This is a genomic window from Vibrio sp. CK2-1 (genome assembly GCF_021726515.1).
GTDB lineage: Bacteria > Pseudomonadota > Gammaproteobacteria > Enterobacterales > Vibrionaceae > Vibrio.
In genome coordinates this window covers 871,447-888,554 of sequence record NZ_JAKKCJ010000001.1, presented here as the reverse complement: position 1 = coordinate 888,554, position 17,108 = coordinate 871,447, and the positions used below count along the sequence as shown (strand labels likewise).

Below are 17,108 nucleotides of genomic sequence, written 5' to 3'. Positions count from 1 at the left end.
AGCGGAGAATTTAGATGAAAAAGCACCAATTTTTACCTGACCTCCCGCCACCGGCTAATACTGTCGGGCTTATCGGTTGGTTACGCAAAAACTTGTTTAGTACGCCTCTTAATAGCCTTTTGACCTTAGTGATGGCTTATATTGCTGTGACAACAATTTGGTCAATTGCAGATTGGGGAATCATCAACGCAGACTGGATAGGAACAACTCGAGATGCATGTAGCAGTACCGGTGCATGTTGGGTGTTTATCAGTGTGCGTTGGGATCAGTTCATGTTCGGCTTTTATCCAGCGGCAGAACTGTGGAGACCTAAGTTATTTTACTGGACACTCGCGATTCTTGTTGTCTTGATGGCTTACGAAAAAACGCCGAAACGGACTTGGATCTTTATCTTTTTTGGTAGTGCCTACCCTATTTTAATGGCGGGTCTACTTGAAGGTTCGATGTTTGGTTTGCCAGTAGTTGATACTCACCAATGGGGTGGCCTACTGGTTACGTTAATCCTTTCAACCATAGGTATCGTTCTTTCGTTACCGATTGGTGTGGTTTTAGCCTTAGGACGACGATCTAAAATGCCAATCATCAGTAAGTTGAGTATTGCTTACATTGAGATTTGGCGTGGTGTTCCATTGATCACCGTATTATTTATGGCTTCAGTCATGTTGCCGCTATTTTTTGCTGAAGGTATTCAAACCGATAAACTCATTCGAGCCTTAATCGGTGTGGTGATGTTCTATTCAGCTTATATGGCGGAAGTAGTACGGGGTGGTTTACAAGCGATCCCTAAAGGCCAATACGAAGCAGCCGATTCACTTGGGCTGTCATATTGGCAAAAAATGGGATTAATAGTGTTGCCGCAGGCATTAAAAATCACCATTCCATCTATTGTAAATAACTTCTTATCACTACTGAAAGATACCAGTCTTGTTCTCATCATTGGTATGTATGACGTACTAGGTATCGGCCAGGCTGCGAATAATGACCCGGATTGGTTAGGTTATTCAACTGAGAGTTATGTGTTTGTTGGGTTAGTGTTCTGGGTATTTTGTTTCGGGATTTCCCGCTACTCCATTTACTTAGAAAACAAACTCCATACTGGCCATAAGAGATAATTAATACGATTGGTATAGATCTCTTGGAAGATAGAAGCATTCAAGGAAGTAATTATGACTCAACAACAAGACTACATGATCCAAATTGATGATATGAATAAGTGGTATGGTGAATTCCACGTACTTAAAAATATCAATTTGAAAGTAACAAAAGGCGAAAAAATCGTTATCTGTGGCCCTTCAGGCTCTGGCAAATCAACCATGATTCGCTGTATTAATCATTTGGAAGAGCATCAAAAAGGCAGAATTAATGTTGGTGGTACCGAGTTAACTGAAGATCTAAAAAACATTGAAGCTATCCGTAAACAAGTTGGTATGTGTTTTCAGCACTTTAACTTATTCCCACATTTAACGGTGTTAGAAAACTGCACCTTAGCGCCTATTTGGGTGAAAAAAATGCCTAAAGCGGAAGCAGAGAAAGTCGCCATGAAATATTTAGAGCGGGTAAAAATCCCAGACCAAGCGGATAAATACCCAGGACAACTTTCTGGCGGTCAACAACAACGCGTAGCAATTGCTCGTTCATTATGTATGAATCCACAAATCATGCTATTTGATGAACCTACCTCTGCGCTCGATCCTGAGATGGTACGTGAAGTACTTGACGTAATGGTTGAGCTTGCAGGCGAAGGCATGACGATGCTGTGTGTAACCCATGAAATGGGCTTTGCAAAAGAAGTCGCAGACCGTGTGATATTCATGGATGCTGGAGAAATTATTGAAGAAAACAACCCGAAAGAGTTTTTCGAAAATCCTCAATCGGACCGTACTATTAATTTCCTAAGCCAAATACTTCATCATTAATATCTTCGTTTAAACGCGAATATACTTAGAACAAAGCCTTAGCAATTCACACTGCTAAGGCTTTTTAGTATCTATCTCTTAACTAATTATTCTAATCAACTAGAGACATTGAATTTCATCCCAGAACCAATTTGATTGAACTGGCGATTCCCAAACACCTGGGCCATTTTTGGCAATAAAGCACTTATCTTGATAAATCACTTTTTCACCGTTGGCCACTTGAGTGACACCTGGCTGCCAAACAATATAATCCTCGGTCGGAGTTGGCTCTGGTGTTGGCTCGGGATCAGGAATCGGTTCAGGATCTGGCGTAGGTTCAACATCCCCACCGCCATTTACCTCACCACTCACTAGAGACCATGGCCTGCCACTTGTCGGTGTATCACCTTGCGTCCACCATGCTGCTTGATAAATCGCGCCTTGGTAACTCACTTGGTCGCCGCCAGTATAAACCTTACTCGCATTCCATGAACTCACACCATCAACTGGAGGGTCAACCGGATCGGGTGATACTGGCTCAAGATCATCAACGACTCTTACTTCTGGCCATCCTGCATGAGAGCCATAAGAATTAGCGACACATTTTTCATAATCTCCCGGAACCAGTGCCGAATAAGCGGTTTGGAATCCGACCAATTCACATTCAAATGAATAACCGCTCGGACGATCTGAATAGTATTTCCAATTACCATCCCAGTTGGTGTACAGCACATCCGTCGCACCATTTAAATTCAAGCTTCCATAAGGTGTCTGCTGCAAACAAGTATTGGTTTCATCACTTTCAATAGGAATTTGGAAGTGTGCCGCCAAACCTTCCCAGTAACGAATACGATTTACTGGCTGACCTTTCTCTTTATTTTGCTCACCACATTCAATCCCGCCATTAATAATGTTGATAGTAGTTCCAAAACCATATCCGATACCCGCATCGAGTTCTCGCTGAGATGGCTCCCAAGTTCTATCAATAACATGCAGCATCGCAGGCTTTGGCGCTTGTGGCGTTAAGAAAAACCAAATAGCAGAAGCAAGGTTAAGCCATGAATCCGCGACTAGCCCCGGGTTATTCAGTAATACCGTAGCATCCCCGTCAAACATCACTTCAGAAAAGGCGCCATAATTAAAATGATAAGAAAGTTGCTTGGCACCTCGACCAAAATAGCCTTCACCTGCTGCACATGGCCAACGCTTATTTTGCCAATCATCTTGCCCACAACCTGTGGTATACCCTGCTTGACCTTCAGACCAGCCCATTTCTCTAACATGCACCAGTGCTTGCTGCCACTCTTCTAACGCAAGTGGGTTATCGGAAATATTATCTTTAGAAATGTGCCCACCGGTTTCTTGTGAAAAGTGAGCAAACGCCGTAATAATCGACTTCTTACAAATTGCGTCAGAGTCACGCCCATCGGTGTACTCGCCACAAAATGCAGGGAACTTACCTATCGCCCGCAAAAAACGAGTGTAGGTATATTCCGGCGCTGCCATTTGGGTTAAGAAATCCCAGTCAGATTGAGGGAAAACACGTTCAACTCGCTTAACATTTTCTGGATTAGAACTCGCACCCGGTTCAATCGCCTCAACAATAGCATTATCTCTAGTTTCTAACGCCTTAGACCAAATGGCATACATGGGATCTGACGTCTTTTGCTGCTCCATTGCTTGTATTTCACTGCGATCGACTACATAGCCTGTCGGGTTTTCAGGATCCGGTTGAATATTCATACTGGCGTAACTTGGCAAGGTATATAGCGCGCCAAGAGCTATGATGAGTGATTTCCGTTTGAACATAGATGTATTCCTTATTTGTTGAGAATCATCTAGAGGTTAGTTCTGAAACATGAAACAAAAACAGCATTAAAAGTGAGGATATACTCCTTTTGCGACTCAACTAAAAAATCATATGTCGACTATTGAGTATAAAAGGAAGTAATTGTGATACGCCCAAGTAGGCTCAAGGTGAGAGTTTGAGTAACCGATGTAACTGATAAATTAGATACTTCAAACTGCGTCTCAAAAAAGTACCAAGATGTCATAGGCGTATAGCCGTCACATTTTTGGCTGATTAAAATGCAAATTACTTTACCGATAGAGATAGGCCTAAAGCAGTATGAGTTTACAGACCCAACGCGCCAAATTACTTTTAAACGTCACATCCATTAAACACGATGGTTTTATTCAATATTTACTATCATCAAAGTGCTATGACTTAGAAACGGGTTTCTTCTCGGTTACTTGCGACATAGCGAATCTACCTTGTCATTGGTACGAAGACATTGATGCAAGTGTTGAGTGGCTGATACCTAAAGGTATGAAGAAGTATGGACTCGCGCTGTTAAACGATAAAGAGTCTCGCCATATTACCGCGCAAGATTTTATTTTTTGCTCACCAGAACTGAAGTTAGAAGATAATATTGTCGCGATTTTGCAGTCTATTCCAGCCGCTTTAGATGAGTCACTATTATTTGAATACCTAGGAATAAACACCGCCACACCACACTATCAAGCTTCATTCTGGCAATCGGCTCTAGGCGCACTAGTCGATGGTTCGAAAGGCAAATATGAAGTAGAGCTATATGGGCTGCCCCTCAACAAGCAATCTAAAATAGCCTCTCGCTTTAATAGTTCATCATGGTTAAAAGCAAGTATAGAAACATTGTCTGAGCGTAAAGAAAGCCAGCTATGCTATGCAGTTTCACGTAATCAACATGACAAAACTCAATATCTTGCTTTTGATACCGACGAAACCAACAAACTGATTAATTTGCAGTGGAAAGAGTGCATCAGTAAAGCATTTTTATTTGCCAAGATCCCACATTCACAAGTGCAAGAAGTGACTTCAGCCTACCAAGATGAACAGCAAGTTAATAAGGTATTAAGAGAATACTGCCATTGCGAATCTCAATTAGCGGCCTTAGAAGATATGTTGCCTTTCTTACAAACCATGGACGATTCTGTCAAACTAGATTGGGTAACATTAAAAGAAGCGTAAGCAGATAAGAGCCATTGATTCTACAAGCCCTTTCCTTTTCATATCGTGTTACAACTTCACCTGACAGATATAAGGAAATTCCCGTAGAATAAAGACAAAGGTTATTAAATAAAGACCTTGAAAAAGTGAACTTTAAGCACCATTAATGTACTTAAAGATACTTAGTCTATTTTTAAGTAATCCGATAGCAGTGACCCTGCGATCAAAAAATGGTTATGCTGTCGGTATCAAGTGTATTAACGAGGGAAACTATGAACAGTCCACTAACATCACGCACCGCAAGAAGCGAAAGCGTTGTACAAACCAACCGAGTGTTACGTAACACTTACTTTTTATTGTCTATGACACTACTTTGGTCTGCAGTGGTAGCTGGTGTATCCATGGCGCTAAACCTACCTCGCCCGGGTATCATTCTAATGTTAGTTGGTTTCTATGGTTTGCTTTTCTTAACTGAGAAAAACCGTAACTCTAGCTTAGGTCTTGTATTTGCTTTCCTATTTACAGGTTTCTTAGGTTATAGCCTTGGTCCAATTCTGAATATGTACGTTGGCGCAGGAATGGGCGATATTATTGTTACTGCTCTTGGTGGTACGGCTTTATCTTTCATGGCTGCATCAGCTTATGCATTAACCACAAAACGTGATTTATCAGTATTAAATGGCGTTATGATGGCAGGTGCGGTTGTGTTAATCATTGGTATGGTTGCAAGCTTCTTCATCCAAATTCCAATGTTCCACTTAGCACTAAGCTCAATGTTTATCCTGTTCTCAACAGGTGCAATATTGCTAACAACGCAAAGCATTGTACGTGGTGGCGAGACAAACTATATCTCAGCAACCATTACTCTTTACGTATCTATTTACAACATCTTCATCAGTTTACTAAGCATCTTAGGTATCACTAACCGCGATTAATATGCAAATAAACTGATAATAGAATCATTTAAAAGCCTGAAGGGAAACTTTCAGGCTTTTTTGTGTCAATTTAAAACAACTAAAAGCCTGAGTCGTAATATCATTAGATCCAGAGTTTGATTACTATTATGATTAGCACCAATAAATATACCCAAGTAGTGTACGCGGCAGGACGGTTGAAATGTATCAATATAATGGCAAGACCATAGAAACAGACAAAGAAGGCTACCTTTTAAACCACACAGATTGGCAAGAAGACCTTGTGCCTATGATCGCGGAACAAGAAGGGATTGAACTTACTGATGCCCATTGGGAAGTGATTCTATTTGTGCGCAATTTTTATCTCGAATTCAACACCTCTCCAGCAGTTCGCATGCTAGTTAAAGCAATGGAAAAAGAGCATGGTCCAGAGAAAGGCAATAGCAAGTATCTGTTTACCCTATTTCGCAAAGGCCCAGCAAAACAAGCAACAAAACTAGCCGGTTTACCCAAGCCTGCAAAGTGCTTATAAAGAATATTCAGTAACTTCAATAGAGAGGGATTACGCTCAACCACTACAAAATAGCAAAATCCCTTTCAGTAATAAGCGTTGTTTCTATTTCTTTTACAGATTCAACATAAGCGGTCCTTGGGCCTTGTTTTAGCCACTCATAAAACTCAGCGACCTTTTGCTCATTGCCACAAGCTAAAACTTCGACATCACCATTATTTAGATTTTTAGCATGGCCAGTTAACCCTAGTGTTAAGCCATGATGAGCGGTTTGATAGCGAAAGCCAACACCTTGTACCCTACCCGATACTATAAACATTCGATTAGATTGGGTCATAATCCACTCCTTCACTATTAAACATTCAGTTATCAGTTTAGTGATAATGGCGCTAATACAAAACATTTCCCTGTATTCATTTGCTTTCCGTCTCACATTCCATGAAAATAGAACATTCAATTTTTTCAGGCAATTTCTAACTATGTCATCAGCTATCTATCTCGTAAAAGGCAGAGATAAATCTCTACTTCGTCGCCACCCTTGGGTTTTTTCTCGTGGTATTCAAAAAATCGATGGAAAACCACAACTAGGGGAAACGGTAGATATCTATTCCAACCAAGGCCAATGGTTAGCAAAAGCAGCTTTCTCTCCTCAATCACAAATTCGTGCTCGCGTTTGGAGTTTTGAAAAAGAAGAAATTAATACTGACTTCTTTATTAAACGCTTAACTGATGCGCAAAGCATGCGTAATGCGATTATCGAACGTGGTGGTTTAACGGGTTATCGACTCATTGCTGGCGAATCTGATGGTCTGCCAGGAATCACGATTGACCGTTACCAAGATTTTTTAGTTTGCCAATTACTCAGCGCTGGTGCAGAAGCAAAGCGTGAAGAGCTTATTGAAGCATTAAAAGAGGTTTACCCTACTTGCAGCATCTACGAACGCTCTGATGTATCGGTACGTAAAAAAGAAGGCCTAAAAGAGCGCCAAGGCGTATTGCATGGTGACACCCCACCGGATGTCGTTGTCATTGAAGAAAACGGCGTAAAAGTCCAAGTAGATATCAAATCAGGCCATAAAACAGGCTTCTACCTAGATCAGCGTGATAGCCGCCAGCTTTCAATGAAATATGTCGATGGCAAAACGGTACTAAACTGTTTTTCTTACACCGGTGGCTTTGGGCTTTATGCATTAAAAGGTAATGCTGCACACGTTGTAAATGCTGATGTGTCACAACCCGCTCTTGATAACGCAAAAGCAAACGCAGAACTCAATGGCTTTGATATATCGAAAGCTGAGTTTTTAAATGCGGATGTTTTCAAACTATTACGTGAATACCGTGAGAATGGCACTAAATTTGATGTCGTGATCATGGATCCACCAAAATTTGCCGAATCAAAAGCGCAATTAAATGGTGCTTGTCGCGGTTATAAAGATATCAACATGCTTGCCATGCAGATTCTAAAACCAGGCGGTACATTGCTGACCTATTCATGTTCAGGGCTTATGGAGCAAAATCTGTTCCAGAAAATCTTAGCGGATGCTGCTTTGGATGCTGGTCGTAAAATGCAATTTATTGAACGTTTTGGACAAGCCGCCGATCACCCAGTAGATAGTGCCTACCCTGAAGGTTTTTACCTTAAAGGATTTGCCTGTCAGGTAATTTAATGGCTATGGTGTATTCATATGCAACATTACTTACAATATGCCTAACGAATTAATCAATTTATCAAACTCACAGTAGAGAGTAATAACATGTCAAAATTAACATCGGACATTCAAGCTAATCTTGATCTTTTCGTACAAGAAACTCAAGAAACGAAATTGGTTTGGGGACTTAAAAACGAAGATGGCTGGTTAGCTTGTGATTCTTCAGAGTTTGAAAATAGTGAAGTTATGCCATTTTGGTCATCAAAAGAAGATGCTCAAATGCACAATGTTGAAGAATGGTCTGATTTTGAAGTGCTAGAAATCCCATTAGATATCTTTGTTGAAGACTGGTTAATCACTCTTTCAGAAGATGGCGTTCTAATTGGTACTAACTGGAATGCACAACTTGAAGGTAAAGAAGTTGAGCCTAGTGATCTAGCTAAACTGTACCTTTAATACCCATTCCAACGGATAACGATATAGCAGAGGCCCTTCAATCATTGAAGGGCTTTTTTACAGCTAGATTAATTTACAGCTGGATAAATTGAGAGTTGGGTAACGTAAAGCTGGTTAGGATTGCTTTGCAACTAATGCTGCCATCACGGCATCTCGATTGTCTATGTAATCGACTAAACCTGCCTTTCGAAGATCGCAAGCCGGACAATCACCACATCCATCGCCAATCACCCCGTTATAACAGGTTAGTGTTTCATTTCTTACCAGATCTAACGCATCAAATTGATCAGCCAATGCCCAAGTTTCTGCTTTGTTAAGCCACATTAGTGGAGTATCAATCGTAAATTGGCGATCCATACCTAGCACTAAAGACTGATTAATCGACTTTACAAATTCATCACGACAATCTGGGTAGCCAGAAAAATCCGTTTCACACACTCCAGTAATCACGCTTTGAGCGCCAATTTGATAAGCGTAAATGCCCGCAAGGGTTAAAAATAAGATATTCCGACCTGGTACAAATGAATTTGGCAGGCCGTTGTCTTGTAGCTCATGAGATACAGGAATGTCATCACGAGTTAACGAGCTGATCGCTAGTTCATTTAATAAACTCACATCCATCACTTTATGAGCAGTAACACCTAACTTTTGCGCTAAAGATTGTGCTACCTCGATTTCGAGTTTGTGCCTTTGGCCATAATCAAAAGTAATGGCGTGCACCTCATCAAATTCTTTGAGGGCTTTAACTAGGCAAGTGGTTGAATCTTGTCCACCACTAAAAACGACGACGGCTTTTGATGTCATGAGGATTTCTCTATTGTTTGAGTGTGACTACCAACACAGCTTATTTTAATGATCATGTAAGTTAAAACAAACCAAAGACCACACTGGGCAAAATAACCACTGATTGAACTTTGTACCAACTGCGGGAACCAGAGCGATTGAGTGAATAGCATTACCCCTCCAGTTAACCAGCATATAATTAATTTTATGATCAAATAAGGCGAATGAAGGCGTTGTGCTTTTAACAAGCTTGGTAATGAAAGTAATAACGCAAAAGTGACGGCAGCAATATTCGCCAGTTGTATTGAATGAAGTTGATAGGCTAAAACGCTTAAACCGATAAATGATGCCCACCACAGCGCAGGGTGTAACATCACAAGCTTGACTGTCACCGATGGTTTACCTTCCAAACGAATATAATGCCACAATGTAAATAACCCTATTACATAGCCAAATAAAACATCTGAAGCGAATTGTTCACCAAGAATAACGCTCGATATCCCTTGAGTTAATGTCAGTGCAATAACGCCCAATAAGCAGCCCCAAATGGAATCATAATCGTAGATTTTTCGCCATACATGGAACAGGTAGCCAATTAAAACCACGCTGAGTGCAGCACGTATACTAGGCGTACTAAAACCAAGTGGATCACTGAGCTGTAATGAAGGTTGGTAAATAAATGGTCTAGGGTACTTTAGACCAAGCTGAATAAGTAACGTTATTGACACAGTCACAATACCAATAAACGTCATATGTAGAATCGATTTACCACCAAAGTAATAAACTAAGATCGGCAGCAAGAATAAGATCCCAAAAATACTCGATGATAAATTGACGGTTTTAAGAGTTCCTATCAATACATTCGATATTGCTTCTGGTAACTGAGTAATACTGGATTGAATAGCTTGTATGATAGGTAATTCAAACTGGTGAACTGGAGGCGCTGCACTAATAGCAGAGTCAATATATTGAATTGGCGCATTTGGAATATCATGATTTAACACTTGTTGTGCATACTGCTCAGGATAGCGATATTGTTGTGGATCGATACTATCGGTATAAGCCAATATCACCTTATTCACTTCAATACGAAAATCTGGGGCAAACCAAGCGGGTAAAGCATGAAACCCTTGTTCATCTCTTGCCGTAAAAGCGATTACTCCCGAATCTGGAGTACAATGATAAACAACTGCCGTTTCAGTCTGGGTTAATATTTCTTTAGCCGTAACGACAAGGCCCGTTTCTTCCCATGTCTCCCTCTCTGCGGTCTTATTAGGGGCTTCATTTACCGCAATGGTACCTCCGGGAAGTGACAGCTTCTTAGTGAAAACCTCATCGACAAACACCACTTGATCATCGGCTTTGATATAACATAAAGCCCCTTTGATATGAGGAGACACTGTCTCTGTCTTCGTCTCTTCTGATGCTGACACAATAAATGAAGACATAAAAAACAAGATCAGAATTAAATATTTACTCACTCGCTTACCTAATTTGAATACCATTAAATCACCGACTTCCTAAGCCAGTGTATATGTGAAGCAAAACCTAACTTATTATATAAAGATCGCGCAGCTTGATTAAACTCCCACACTTCAACAAAAATTTGCTGAACACCATAATCAACTAAGGTTTGTTCTATCTTAGCCAGCAGTTGTTCCGCTACCCCTGAGTTTCTATATTCAGGTATGACAAATAGCTCATCAATGTTACCCATAGGTATCGCTTTACTTACCGTTGAAACAAGTTCGCAGAAGTGCCCAGTAACAAAACCAATAATTGAGTCTGAAGCGTCTATCGCAACATACACTAAGCATTCTGGAGAATCTAAATAGCGAGCAATACTTTTTTCTTGCTCAATTTCTTCTGGGGTTTTAAAAAAATCAGGGCATGACTCATGGTGGTGGTGATGAAGCTGAAACATTAGCTCATCCAGTTGAGGTAAATCCTTTTGTGAAGCGGCGCGTATGTGAATAGTCATATCCAAATGAGTTGATTACTTAAAATAGCGATAAGGCTGACTATTCTACTGCATTAAACTGATTTTGTACTTAGCATGTTACTGATTTTCTTTAATTCACTATGCCTACCATGCTGTTCGCTCACTAACTCAACACTTTCTTATTTTTGCGAATTCTATTACAGTAAAAAATTGCCTTTCAAATGGACCCGATCATGCTCGATTACGCACTTTTATCCGCTTTTATTCCTACCTTTTTCTTTGTGTCAATTACACCGGGAATGTGCATGACACTAGCATTAACATTGGGCATGAGTGTTGGAATTAAACGTACGCTTTGGATGATGGTTGGAGAACTTGCGGGCGTGGCCTTAGTGGCAACGTTAGCGGTGATTGGCGTTGCAGCAATCATGTTGAACTACCCTAGTTTATTTTTAGCATTAAAATGGATTGGTGGTGCCTACCTTATTTGGATTGGTATCAATATGTGGCTCAATAAAGGCAAAATGTCCCTGAATCTGGATCAATCTACTCAGCCTACCGATCGCCTAAAGTTAATGAGCCAAGGCTTTATCACTGCAATAGCCAATCCAAAAGGTTGGGCATTTATGATTTCACTCTTGCCGCCATTTATTAATGTCGATAAATCAGTACCCCACCAAATGGTTGTCTTGATTAGCATTATTTTAATGACCGAATTCATTTCAATGATGGCCTATGCAACCGGCGGCAAAAGCTTGCGTTTGTTTTTAACCCGCGGAGATAACGTTAAGTTTCTCAACCGCATTGCAGGTACATTGATGATTGGTGTTGGGATCTGGTTAGCCTTGATTGATTAACATCAGGGCTGTTACTGGTCGTTTTCTTTTTATATAACAAAACGTCATATCACATACTTAATTTGGCTTTGTGAACCACATCACACAGTGTAAATTTACCGTTATATAAATAGTGACAATAATGTCATTACTTGTAATCCAACTTTTTATTTCACACTTTAAGGATTTAACTATGTCACTTGCGGTTATCGCTAACTTAGCGGTATTTGTGTGCATCCTTTTCTTTTTATTTCAACAACAAAGAAAGTCTAGCACCTTATCTCGCCTCGTTTTATTAGGACTAGTGCTAGGAAGCGCGTACGGTTTACTGATCCACGTCTTTTATGGCGAAGGTAACCCTGTCATCAAAAATACTCTTGATTGGGTTAATGTTGTCGGCAGTGGTTATGTCGGTCTACTCAAAATGGTGATCATGCCATTAGTATTGATTTCAATGATTTCAGCGGTTGTGAAACTCGATAACTCTGGCTCACTTGGAAAGATTAGTGGTTTAACCATTTCGGTACTGCTCTTCACTACGGCTATTTCGGCATTAATTGGTATTACCGTTGCTCACCTATTTGGTTTATCTGCGGAAGGTTTATCAGCAGGCGTACGCGAAACAGCTCGCATGAGCGTATTAGAAAATCGTATGGGTAGCGTTGCTGACTTAACGATTCCACAAATGCTAGTGAGCTTTATCCCAACCAATCCGTTTGCAGATTTAACTGGCGCACGTTCAACGTCAATTATTGCAGTCGTTATCTTCGGTATTTTGGTCGGTATTGCATCTCGTCTTGTAATGAAAGAAAAACAAGAACTTGAATCACCAATTCGTACCTTTGTCGATGCGGTTCAATCTATTGTTATGCGTCTGGTTAAAATGATCATTGCATTGACGCCATACGGTATTGCCGCGCTAATGACTAAAGTAGTTGCCACTTCTAGCCTCAATGACATTTTAAGTTTGATTGGCTTTATCGTGGCTTCTTATGTAGCGATCTTGTTGATGTTTTTTGTGCATGGCCTATTGGTTTCTTTGGTTGGCGTGAGTCCTAAAGAGTACTTTAAACGTATCTGGCCGGTACTGACGTTTGCGTTTACTTCTCGCAGCTCAGCCGCGACAATTCCGCTAAACGTAGAAGCGCAAATTACTAAATTAAAAGTGCCACCAGCGATTGCTAACTTATCTGCAACCTTTGGTGCCACGATTGGTCAAAATGGTTGTGCTGGTATCTACCCTGCTATGCTGGCAGTGATGGTAGCGCCAACGGTTGGTATTAACCCACTAGATATAAACTTTATTCTGTCTTTAGTGGCGATCATTACCATCAGTTCATTTGGTATTGCCGGTGTCGGTGGTGGTGCAACGTTTGCAGCATTGATCGTATTACCAGCAATGGGACTACCTGTAGCGATTGCAGCTTTACTTATCTCGATTGAACCATTAATCGATATGGCGCGTACCGCACTTAATGTGAGTGGTGCGATGACGGCAGGTACTATCACCTCTCGTCTACTAGGTGATAAGAAAGAAATCAACAAAGAGTTTGATGAAGTTAACGCTTAATACCCGTTCCAACAAGCAATTCATCACAATATAAAATAAACAAAGCCCGCTAGTTCAATGCTAACTAGCGGGCTTTTTGTCACTTAAATCTATGCTTCAATATTGGTAAGCACAAAGGCGTAATGAGATCAGGCTATAAAATTGCCAGAGCTAATTTTGCTAAATTATACGCATCCACATAGCCTGAATGCTGTCGCCCTTCCCATTCTATATTCAAGTTTTCTTGGGCGGCTTTATGACCGATTCTTTTGTCTTTGAGTCGGTACTTAATACGGTAGAGCGTCGCGAGATTCAAAAACTCTTTAAAAGGAAACTCTAAACCTTTTTCCAGACACTCTTTTCGCAGAATCTCATCATCATGCCCCCAAGCAGCATAAATCTTATTCGGGCCACCAAAGTTTTTGATCATAGATTTCAAAACATCTTCTAACGGGCGGCCTTGTTTTTGTACTTTACGTGGCGTAATACCCGTTAGCTCAAAGCAAAATGCAGAAATTTCATCATGTTCAGGTCGCACGTAATATTGAGCACGCTTAACGATCTCGCCTTTGTTAAGGTCAATCTCCGCTAAACCCACTTCAATAATTTCACCGGTCGTGCCAACACCATCGACATTCCAGCAACACATTTCTAAATCGAAACAGACGACTCTGTTATAGTTCATGCTACATTTTACCCATAAAAATCAAGTCTGGAATTCTACCCAAGTTCCAGAAAATTCTCGACCCCAATTCGTTCACACTGCCAGCAACTAAACCACTACACTTGGTTTATCTTGTATTTTTATCGTTTAAAACCACAACAGTAAGGCTAAATCAGTCTCGATAGCACAAAGAATAATCAACAGTCTTGATGTGAGCATGATTCTATAATGGAATTTAACAAGCTTATGTTAAAATATCTGACATTGCGCGTAAGTGATCTCCGCCACTTGTGAATTCAAATTTCACCCTAATATGATCACTTAGAACCGAATTAACTAATCAAATAAAGCTAAGAGATAAAATAATCATGACTTTTGACCTATCGGCAATCCCAACCACTATCGATTTATTCCATGTCATTTTGGCTGCAACAACCATTCTTTTCCTTCTATTAAGCTTTCGAACTAAAACGGTAGAAAAAATCGTTGAGAAACCTGTCGAAAAAATTGTTGAAGTAGAAAAGCCAGTTGAGAAAATCGTTGAAGTTGAAAAAGTCGTCGAAGTAGAAAAAGTGGTTGAGAAAATTGTTGAGGTTGAGTCTAAATTGAAAAGCGCGCCAACTGATTCTGCACTTCAATTGATGTCTATTTTCCAGCAAGAAGCACGTTTAATTGATTTCTTATCTGAAGACCTAACAGGCTTTAGTGATGAAGAAGTCGGCGCAGCGGCTCGCGTGATTCATATCGGTGGACAGAAAGTATTAGCGGATCACTTCAAATTAAGCCAAATTCGCGCAGAAGACGAAGAATCTCGCATTACCATTGAAGAAGGTTTTAATGCGCAAGAAGTGCGTTTAACAGGAAATGTATCAGGTCAAGCACCATTCACTGGCACGCTTATTCATAAAGGTTGGAAAGCCGATACCATCACACTACCTAAGTTATCTGAAAATTACGATGCTAAGGTATTAGCACCAGCAGAGGTTGAGCTGTAATGTCTACTAGTCAATATTTTATCGGTATCGACTTAGGTACTACCCATTGTGTTTTGTCGTATTGCCCAATCGGCCGAGATGAACAACAAATAGATGAGCCACAAGTCAATGTTTTTGCAGTACCACAATTGATTTCGCAAGGCCAAGTCGACTCATTAAATCAACTGCCTTCATTTTTATATCAAGCGCATGAAAGTGAAATAGCTTCAGGTACGAACGCCCTACCTTGGACAAGCTCCGCGACCAATACGCTCGTGGGTAGTATTGCTCGCAACATGGGCAATAAAACCCCAATGCGTTTAGTGGCGAGTGCCAAAAGCTGGTTATGCCATGGTGGCGTTGACCGTCGTAGTGCTTTCCTACCGCAAGGCAGTGATGACGAAGTACAAAAAGTATCACCATTGAAAGCCACACAGCTTTATCTAGAACATTTAATGGCCGCTTGGGATCATCAACATCAAGATGCTCCGTTACGTGAACAGCAAGTAACCATTACTATTCCAGCGTCATTTGATCCTGCTGCGAAAGAATTAACTGCAGAAGCGGCACGTAATGCGGGTTTTCAACATGTCACCTTACTGGAAGAGCCTCAAGCGGCACTTTATAGCTGGATTGACAGCAATAGCGCGGCTTGGCGTGAGCAAGTAGAACTTGGTGATCTAGTTTTAGTCGTTGATATCGGCGGTGGTACCACTGATTTATCGTTAGTTTCTGTCACTGAACAAAACGGCAACCTTGCCTTAGAACGTATTGCCGTTGGTGAGCATATCTTGCTTGGCGGTGACAATATGGACTTAGCACTCGCCTACCGCCTCAAAATGAATCTTGCTCAGCAAGGCAAACAATTGCAACCTTGGCAAGTACAAGCCATGGCGCACCTATGCCGTGACGCGAAAGAAGCGTTGCTAGATGATCGTACACTGACTTCTGTGCCGATCGTAGTTCCTAGTCGCGGTTCGAAACTACTAGGTAGTACGCTTAAAACCGAACTCACTCAGCAAGATGTCGAGCAAACTCTCCTTGAAGGCTTCTTCCCGAAAGTGGCCGTCAACGAGCATCCTGTACAATCGGCTCGCAGTGCGTTAACCCAACTTGGCCTACCTTATGCGCAAGATGCGGGTATTACTCGTCATATCGCTGCGTTCTTATCTCGCCAAAGTCAGCAAGATGGTTCGAGCTTTGTTAAGCCTACCAAAGTGTTATTTAATGGTGGCGTATTAAAATCTGAACTTATTTCAGAACGCCTGCTTGGCATTATCAATTCTTGGTTAACTCAAGATCATAACGACCAAACACAAGCGCTAACGGGTGTCGACCTTGATTTGGCTGTCGCTCGTGGTGCGAGTTACTACGGCTTTGTTCGCCATAATATGGAAAACAATAACAGTGGTGTTCGTATTCGCGGTGGTATCGCAAGCAGCTACTATGTGGGTATTGAAAGTGCGATGCCAGCCATTCCGGGTATGGCACCACCAATGGAAGCGATCTGCGTTGCGCCATTTGGTATGGAAGAAGGCAGCCATGTTGAACTCTCTAGCCAAGAATTTGGTTTAGTGATTGGTCAACCTGTTCAATTCCAGTTCTATGGTTCGACAACTCGTCGCGAAGATGAAGTCGGTACTCATTTGGATTATTGGGCACCAGAAGAACTCGAAGAGCTTCCTGAAATTCAAGTTACACTGGATGCTAAAGAAGGCCGAAATATTGGTGAAGTGGTTGTGGTTAACTTAGCGGCAACCATTACTGAAATTGGCACCTTAGAACTTGAAGCCATCGCCAAAGATAATGGCCAAAAATGGCTTGTTGAGTTTAGCGTTCGTCAACAATAACGAATCACTACACTCTCTACTCAACACTAACTAGGGGCATTGAATCGAATAGATCACTCTTTCATTCAGTGCCCTTTTGTTTTTATTTTGCTTTAG

The 17,108-nt window shown here is 41.1% G+C and carries 17 protein-coding genes; 11 read left to right on the top strand and 6 right to left on the bottom strand.

Translation table 11 applies throughout. The annotated features are described in order from the left end of the window. Positions 1 to 14: 14 nt before the first annotated feature. Together L3V25_RS03875 and L3V25_RS03870 are read left to right on the top strand one after the other, a co-directional pair. On the top strand, positions 15 to 1,112 hold the full coding sequence (locus L3V25_RS03875) for an amino acid ABC transporter permease (protein WP_237294150.1): 1,098 nt from the start codon (positions 15 to 17) through the stop codon (positions 1,110 to 1,112). A 54-nt stretch (positions 1,113 to 1,166) separates the two neighbouring features. Next, positions 1,167 to 1,916 carry an amino acid ABC transporter ATP-binding protein gene (locus L3V25_RS03870; RefSeq protein WP_193000909.1) on the top strand — a complete coding sequence of 250 codons (750 nt, stop codon included), beginning with the start codon at positions 1,167 to 1,169 and terminating at the stop codon, positions 1,914 to 1,916. Positions 1,917 to 2,015: 99 nt separating this feature from the next. On the opposite strand, the gene L3V25_RS03865 is transcribed toward L3V25_RS03870, so the two are convergent. Next, positions 2,016 to 3,704, bottom strand: a complete 1,689-nt coding sequence (locus L3V25_RS03865; protein WP_237294149.1) for a chitinase — start codon at positions 3,702 to 3,704, stop codon at positions 2,016 to 2,018. Positions 3,705 to 4,023: 319 nt separating this feature from the next. On the opposite strand from L3V25_RS03865, the gene L3V25_RS03860 reads away from it, so the two are divergent. From L3V25_RS03860 to L3V25_RS03850, 3 genes are all read left to right on the top strand, one after another. Further along, positions 4,024 to 4,905, top strand: a complete 882-nt coding sequence (locus L3V25_RS03860) for a hypothetical protein (protein ID WP_237294148.1) — start codon at positions 4,024 to 4,026, stop codon at positions 4,903 to 4,905. 251 nt (positions 4,906 to 5,156) lie between these two features. Then, the gene (locus L3V25_RS03855) at positions 5,157 to 5,819 is read left to right on the top strand and encodes a Bax inhibitor-1/YccA family protein (protein WP_193000903.1); all 663 of its coding nucleotides are present in this window, start codon (positions 5,157 to 5,159) and stop codon (positions 5,817 to 5,819) included. 181 nt (positions 5,820 to 6,000) lie between these two features. After that, complete coding sequence (locus tag L3V25_RS03850) at positions 6,001 to 6,330, top strand: TusE/DsrC/DsvC family sulfur relay protein (protein ID WP_027696505.1); 330 nt, start codon at positions 6,001 to 6,003, stop codon at positions 6,328 to 6,330. A 43-nt stretch (positions 6,331 to 6,373) separates the two neighbouring features. On the opposite strand, the gene yccX is transcribed toward L3V25_RS03850, so the two are convergent. Continuing rightward, complete coding sequence (yccX, locus tag L3V25_RS03845) at positions 6,374 to 6,646, bottom strand: acylphosphatase (RefSeq protein ID WP_237294147.1); 273 nt, start codon at positions 6,644 to 6,646, stop codon at positions 6,374 to 6,376. Positions 6,647 to 6,788: 142 nt separating this feature from the next. Between yccX and L3V25_RS03840 the strand changes: the two genes are divergently transcribed. Together L3V25_RS03840 and L3V25_RS03835 are read left to right on the top strand one after the other, a co-directional pair. Next, positions 6,789 to 7,976, top strand: a complete 1,188-nt coding sequence (locus L3V25_RS03840) for a class I SAM-dependent methyltransferase (protein ID WP_237294146.1) — start codon at positions 6,789 to 6,791, stop codon at positions 7,974 to 7,976. 87 nt (positions 7,977 to 8,063) lie between these two features. Next, positions 8,064 to 8,414: a DUF2750 domain-containing protein gene (locus tag L3V25_RS03835; RefSeq protein WP_027696508.1), complete on the top strand. Its 351-nt coding sequence runs from the start codon at positions 8,064 to 8,066 to the stop codon at positions 8,412 to 8,414. A gap of 114 nt (positions 8,415 to 8,528) precedes the next feature. Here the strand turns inward: L3V25_RS03835 and queC are convergent, their stop codons facing one another. From queC to L3V25_RS03820, 3 genes are read right to left on the bottom strand one after another with little or no spacing between them, the layout of a single operon-like run. Next, positions 8,529 to 9,218, bottom strand: coding sequence for a 7-cyano-7-deazaguanine synthase QueC (gene queC / locus L3V25_RS03830; protein ID WP_237294145.1), 690 nt, complete (start codon positions 9,216 to 9,218; stop codon positions 8,529 to 8,531). Beyond that, positions 9,215 to 10,678 (bottom strand): phosphatase PAP2 family protein, encoded by a 1,464-nt coding sequence (locus L3V25_RS03825; RefSeq protein ID WP_237294144.1) that lies wholly within the window; start codon positions 10,676 to 10,678, stop codon positions 9,215 to 9,217. The genes queC and L3V25_RS03825 overlap by 4 nt, the downstream gene beginning before the upstream one ends. 23 nt (positions 10,679 to 10,701) lie before the next feature. After that, a complete protein-coding gene (locus L3V25_RS03820) occupies positions 10,702 to 11,178 on the bottom strand; it encodes a GNAT family N-acetyltransferase (protein WP_237294143.1) in 477 nt (158 codons plus the stop codon). A 194-nt stretch (positions 11,179 to 11,372) separates the two neighbouring features. Here L3V25_RS03820 and L3V25_RS03815 point away from each other — a divergent pair, with 194 nt between their 5' ends. Both L3V25_RS03815 and L3V25_RS03810 read left to right on the top strand, forming a co-directional pair. Next, positions 11,373 to 11,996, top strand: coding sequence for a LysE family translocator (locus L3V25_RS03815; RefSeq protein ID WP_237294142.1), 624 nt, complete (start codon positions 11,373 to 11,375; stop codon positions 11,994 to 11,996). 172 nt (positions 11,997 to 12,168) lie between these two features. Continuing rightward, complete coding sequence (locus tag L3V25_RS03810) at positions 12,169 to 13,545, top strand: L-cystine transporter (protein ID WP_237294141.1); 1,377 nt, start codon at positions 12,169 to 12,171, stop codon at positions 13,543 to 13,545. Between the two features lie 133 nt (positions 13,546 to 13,678). Here the strand turns inward: L3V25_RS03810 and L3V25_RS03805 are convergent, their stop codons facing one another. Next, positions 13,679 to 14,209 (bottom strand): 3'-5' exonuclease, encoded by a 531-nt coding sequence (locus tag L3V25_RS03805; protein ID WP_193000889.1) that lies wholly within the window; start codon positions 14,207 to 14,209, stop codon positions 13,679 to 13,681. Between the two features lie 347 nt (positions 14,210 to 14,556). Between L3V25_RS03805 and L3V25_RS03800 the strand changes: the two genes are divergently transcribed. Together L3V25_RS03800 and L3V25_RS03795 are read left to right on the top strand one after the other, a co-directional pair. After that, a complete protein-coding gene (locus L3V25_RS03800) occupies positions 14,557 to 15,183 on the top strand; it encodes a DUF2760 domain-containing protein (RefSeq protein WP_237294140.1) in 627 nt (208 codons plus the stop codon). Beyond that, positions 15,183 to 17,012 carry an Hsp70 family protein gene (locus L3V25_RS03795; RefSeq protein ID WP_237294139.1) on the top strand — a complete coding sequence of 610 codons (1,830 nt, stop codon included), beginning with the start codon at positions 15,183 to 15,185 and terminating at the stop codon, positions 17,010 to 17,012. Before L3V25_RS03800 ends, L3V25_RS03795 begins: the two co-directional genes overlap by 1 nt. The last annotated feature ends 96 nt before the right edge of the window (positions 17,013 to 17,108 follow it).